Genomic DNA, 4,874 nt, shown 5'->3' on the forward strand with positions numbered 1-4,874 from the left:
CCGGTGCCGAAAGGGAGAAGGGCCAAGCCGCCGACGAAGGAGGTGGCGCCGCGCCCGCCGACCGTCGGCACCGGGCCGGAGCGACCCGGAGGCGAACGGGCGAACAACACCGAAGGGCGCCGTCACGAGAGTGACGGCGCCCTTCGGGGCGTATGCGGAACGCCTCAGGCCTGCGGAACGTTCACCGTCGGGGCGGCCATCAGCTGGGTGCGGCGCGGATTGGCGGTGGAGGACGGCAGCTCGGTCGCGTAGGTCGCGACGTCCTCGGGCCCGCGGGCGCCGGGGATCTGGCCGAAGTCCTCGACCGAGGCCAGCGTCGTCCGGCGCGGGTTCGCCGTGGAGTGGCTGGTCGTGTTCGCCTGGGACATCTCGTCAGCACCTCAAGGTCGCGGCCGGGCGACCGATCGCGATCGGCCCCGGCCTGAGTGATTCGGGGAGATTCTGGGCAGGCTGATCGGGGCCGTGCTCCGGATACAGCAAGGTTACGGATCTCTTTCCACAGTCACCGTGACCAAAGCTACACATTCATCTGTGATTTTCGTCACAAATGCCAGAAGATATCTCCGATATCCGACATATCGCCGCATCGACCTTTGCCGACATATCGGAAATATCGGGCATACCCGAAGCTCCACCCATCCTGTTGATCTCGGGTCGGCTTGGCATGCATCCGGCGAGTGTCCGAAAAAGGCGGTATTCCGGTCCGTTTGCCGCACAGTCGGTGAGATCCCGCGCGCGGTGAGTAGTGCCGTCCGGCGCGCCCCGTCCGCCCTTGTTGGGATTCCCCGGCTGTGCTGGAATGCCACGGACCGTGGGTAGGGAGCTGTCCACCCCGGTGACCCGCTCTCCCGGACCGGCCGGGGTGCGGATGGAAACTCGACACCGTCCAGGCCGTGGCGACGCGGCGGGACGCCCGGTCCAGAGGTTGCGACGCCAGTGCAGGGACGTTTCAAAAGGGGTAGCGGCGCCGCGGGTGACCCGGAGTCGCGTGAACCCGTGGCAGCCCCCCAGCAGGCGGCGGCGCCCGGCGGCCCGGCCGAACCGGCACCCGACGTGATCGGAGGCCCGGAGGAGGACGGCGGGGAGCGGAAGTCGGCCCGCGGCAAGCTCCGCAGCTCCCTGACCCGCCGGCGCGCCAAGGGCATGAGCCGCCTCGCCATGCGCAACTGGCGGATCCGCAGCAAGCTGATCGCCCTGCTCGCGCTCCCGGTCCTGGTCGCGCTGGTCCTCGGTGGCCTGCGCATCCAGACCTCGCTCGAGACCTCGCAGCAGCTGGCCCAGATGGCCAACCTCTCGGACCTGGCCAAGAAGGCGACCGACCTCGCCAACGCCCTGCAGAACGAGCGGGACGTCAGCGCCGGTCCGATCACCGCCAAGCCCAACGCGCCGCTGGACGACGACATCGTCGCCGCCCGCAAGGTCACCGACGACCTCAGCCGCACCTTCACCGCGTCCTCGGACAAGTTCGAGAACCTCGAACTCTCCGGCGGCAAGGCGCTGCTCTTCCAGATCCGCAAGGACCTGAACTCGGTCTCCGACGCCCGCGGCAACCCGTACCAGAACAACCAGAACATCCAGGCGACGATCACCGCGTACGACGTGATCATCCGCGACCTGCTGGCGATCACCCAGGACATCGCGCTCGCGTCCAACAACCGCGAGCTGGTCCGCGCGACCCGTGCCCTGCAGCAGTTCTCGCTCGCCAAGAACTCCACCTCGCAGCAGCGCGCGCTGATCAGCGCCGCGCTCGCCAACCCCGGCGGCCCGGACCTCAGCCTGAGCGACGAGTCCTTCGGCATCCGGCTGAAGTCGTCCTACGACAACGCGCTCACCGGCTTCAACAACATCTACACCTCGCACGACCTGGACAACCTGCGCGGCCAGCTGAGCTACAACTCGGTGGTCGCCGCGGCCGACCGCTACGCGCGCTCGATCCTCCAGCAGGGCGGTATCCACCAGGGCGACACCGTCAGCTACAAGGACTGGTACGAGCAGTCCACCGCCAAGATCGCCGCCGAGCGCCGGATCGAGTCCAAGCTCATCGAGGACCTCGACGGCAAGGCCCAGGAGCTCCAGTCCCAGGCCGACACCGAGGCCCTGATCATCGGTGCCGCCGTCGCGCTGGTGCTGCTCGTCGCCCTCGGTGGCGCCGGTCTGATCGCCCGCTCGATGGTGCGCTCGCTGACCCGTCTGCAGGCCGCGGCCGAGGACGTCGCCGAGCGGCGGCTGCCCGAGCTGGTCAAGACGCTCTCCGAGACCGACCCGCACGACGTGGACGTCGCCGTCGAGCCGGTCGGCGTCGACTCCGCGGACGAGATCGGCCACGTGGCGCACGCCTTCGACATGGTGCACAGCGAGGCGGTCCGCCTCGCCGCCGAGCAGGCCCTCCTGCGCGGCAACATCAACGCGATGTTCACCAACCTCTCGCGCCGCAGCCAGGGCCTCATCCAGCGCCAGCTGTCGCTCATCTCCGAGCTGGAGAGCCGCGAGGCGGACCCGGACCAGCTGGCCAACCTCTTCAAGCTGGACCACCTCGCGACCCGTATGCGCCGCAACGGCGAGAACCTCCTCGTCCTCGCCGGCGAGGACCCGGGCCGCCGCTGGACCCGCCCGGTCCCGCTGGTCGACGTGCTCCGCGCCGCCGCGTCCGAGGTGGAGCAGTACGAGCGCATCGAACTCGCCGCCGTGCCGTCGGCCGAGGTCGCCGGCCGCGTCGTCAACGACCTCGTCCACCTGCTCGCCGAGCTGCTGGAGAACGCCACCTCGTTCTCCAGCCCGCAGACCCGCGTCCGGGTCACCGGCCACGCGCTGCCGGACGGCCGGGTGCTGGTCGAGATCCACGACACCGGCATCGGCCTGAGCCCCGACGACCTCGCCGAGATCAACGAGCGCCTCGCCAACCCGCCGACGGTGGACGTCTCCGTCTCCCGCCGCATGGGCCTCTTCGTGGTCGGCCGCCTGTCGCTGCGTCACGGCATCCGCATCCAGCTGCGTCCCAGCGACTCCGGCGGCACCACCGCGCTGGTCATGCTCCCGGTGGACGTCACCAACTCCGCCGACCGCCGCGGCCCCGGCCGTCCCGGCGGCCAGGGCGGGCAGGGCGGGCAGGGCGGCCAGCCCAAGCAGCAGCGCGGGGTCGCGCCGACGCCGCGCCAGCAGCGCCAGGTCCCGGCCGGCCAGGGCGGTCGCTCCGGCGGCCCGGCCGCGCTCGGCCAGGGTCCGGCGGGCGGCGCCCCGCAGCAGGGCCGGCCGCAGCTCGGCCAGGGCGGCCCCGGCCCGTCCGGCGGTCAGGGCGGTCAGGGCGGTTCCGGTGCGGGCGGCGGACTGCCGACCCGTCAGGCCGGCCAGTCGCTGCGTGAGAACCCGGCGCCGCAGGGCGGCCGGCCGGGTGCCCCCGGCCAGCAGGGCCCGCAGCAGGCCCCGAACCAGCAGGCCCCGAGCCAGCAGGGCGGCCTGCCGCAGCGCACCCCGGGCCGGCAGGGCCCGCAGCAGGGCGGCCCCGGTGGCCTGCCCCGCCGCGGCCAGCAGCCCGGCGGTCCCCAGCAGGGCGGCCCGGGCGGACGCCGCCCCGGCCAGGAGCGTCCGCAGGGCGACGGCGTCCCCGCCGCCCGCGGCCCCGAGCAGCCCCAGCACGGGTGGGCCGACCAGTCCGGCCGGCCGGGCGGACCGCAGGGCGCCCGCCCCGGTGAGCGTCCGCAGGAGGGGCTGCCGCAGCGTCAGCGCCCCGGCCAGGGCCGTCCGCCGCAGGGCGCGCAGGGTCCCCAGGGCCCGCAGGGCCAGGGTGGCCGTCCGCAGCGGCCCGCGCCGGGCGACCGGCAGCAGGCGAACCAGCAGACCCAGCCGCTGCCGCAGGTCCAGCCGGCCCAGCAGCTGCCCGCGGCCGAGCCCGCGCCGGTGGAGAGCACCCAGCAGTTCGCCCGCCCCCGGTTCGAGGCCAGTGACATCGACCCGCGCGACCCGCTGGGCCTCGGCCTGGTGGAGCCGGTGCTGCCGGCCATGCCGAACCCGGTCCGTCCGGAGCAGGCCGGCCGGCCGCAGCAGCCGCAGGCCCCGCAGCAGCCGGTCCAGCAGCAGCCCGTCCGGCAGGAGCCGATGGCGCTGCCCACCGGGCCGTCCGACGGCGGGGCGCCGGCCGAGCAGGGCTGGCAGCGCGAGGAGGGCCGCCCGGCCCAGCAGCAGAGCCGGCCGCGGCCGTACCAGCCGCGGCGGCCCGGCACCACGGCCCCCGGCCACCAGCCGCAGGCCGCCCAGGGCCGGCCGCAGCAGCCCGGCCGGCCGCAGCAGGCCCAGCAGCCGCAGGCCCAGGGCCAGCAGCAGGCGGCCCAGCAGCAGCCTCAGCAGCCGGGCCAGCAGCCGCAGCCCGGTGACGCCCCGTGGCGTCCGTCCGCCAACGACGAGCGCTGGCGCCGCGCCGAGCAGGTCCGCGAGCCGTCGACCAGCGGGGTCACCATGTCGGGCCTCCCCCGGCGCACCCCGCAGGCCAACCTGGTCTCCGGGACCGCCGAGGCGTCCCCGCTGACCGGCCCGCAGGTCTCCCGTGCGCCCGAGGAGGTCCGCGGCCGCCTCACCAACCTGCGCCGCGGCATCCAGCAGGGCCGCCGGGCCGGCGCCGAGCAGGCCGCCGGTCAGGGCCAGCCCGGCCAGCCGGGCCAGCCGCAGGGCCCCCAGGCGCAGGGCAACCAGGCCGGTCTCCAGCATGGTGCCCAGCAGCCCGGGTTCGACAGCTTCGGGGGCCGGACCGACGGCAACGCCGCAGATCATCAGGAGCGTTGAGTTGAATCAGATGAGCCAGGCCGCACAGAACCTGAACTGGCTGATCACCAATTTCGTGGACAACACCCCCGGGGTGTCGCACACGGTGGTGGTCTCCGCGG

The 4,874-nt window shown here is 73.8% G+C and carries 2 protein-coding genes and 1 pseudogene; 2 read left to right on the plus strand and 1 reads right to left on the minus strand.

Annotation, left to right across the window (positions count from 1 at the left end):
* Window positions 1-164: 164 nt before the first annotated feature.
* Window positions 165-368, minus strand: coding sequence for a hypothetical protein (locus ABTX81_RS39305; protein WP_350555723.1), 204 nt, complete (start codon window positions 366-368; stop codon window positions 165-167).
* Between the two features lie 628 nt (window positions 369-996).
* Here ABTX81_RS39305 and ABTX81_RS39310 point away from each other — a divergent pair.
* Window positions 997-4,773: a nitrate- and nitrite sensing domain-containing protein gene (locus tag ABTX81_RS39310; protein WP_350555725.1), complete on the plus strand. Its 3,777-nt coding sequence runs from the start codon at window positions 997-999 to the stop codon at window positions 4,771-4,773.
* A gap of 10 nt (window positions 4,774-4,783) precedes the next feature.
* Window positions 4,784-4,874 (plus strand): annotated as a pseudogene (locus ABTX81_RS39315) (roadblock/LC7 domain-containing protein); the annotation flags it as partial.

Origin of the sequence: Kitasatospora sp. NPDC097605 (assembly GCF_040302725.1) — a bacterium.
Classification (GTDB): Bacteria; Actinomycetota; Actinomycetes; order Streptomycetales; family Streptomycetaceae; genus Kitasatospora.

Bases quoted from the DNA above. Each gene is read 5' to 3' on its own strand.
- ABTX81_RS39305 (WP_350555723.1), bottom strand. From the start codon at position 368: ATGTCCCAGGCGAACACGACCAGCCACTCCACGGCGAACCCGCGCCGG.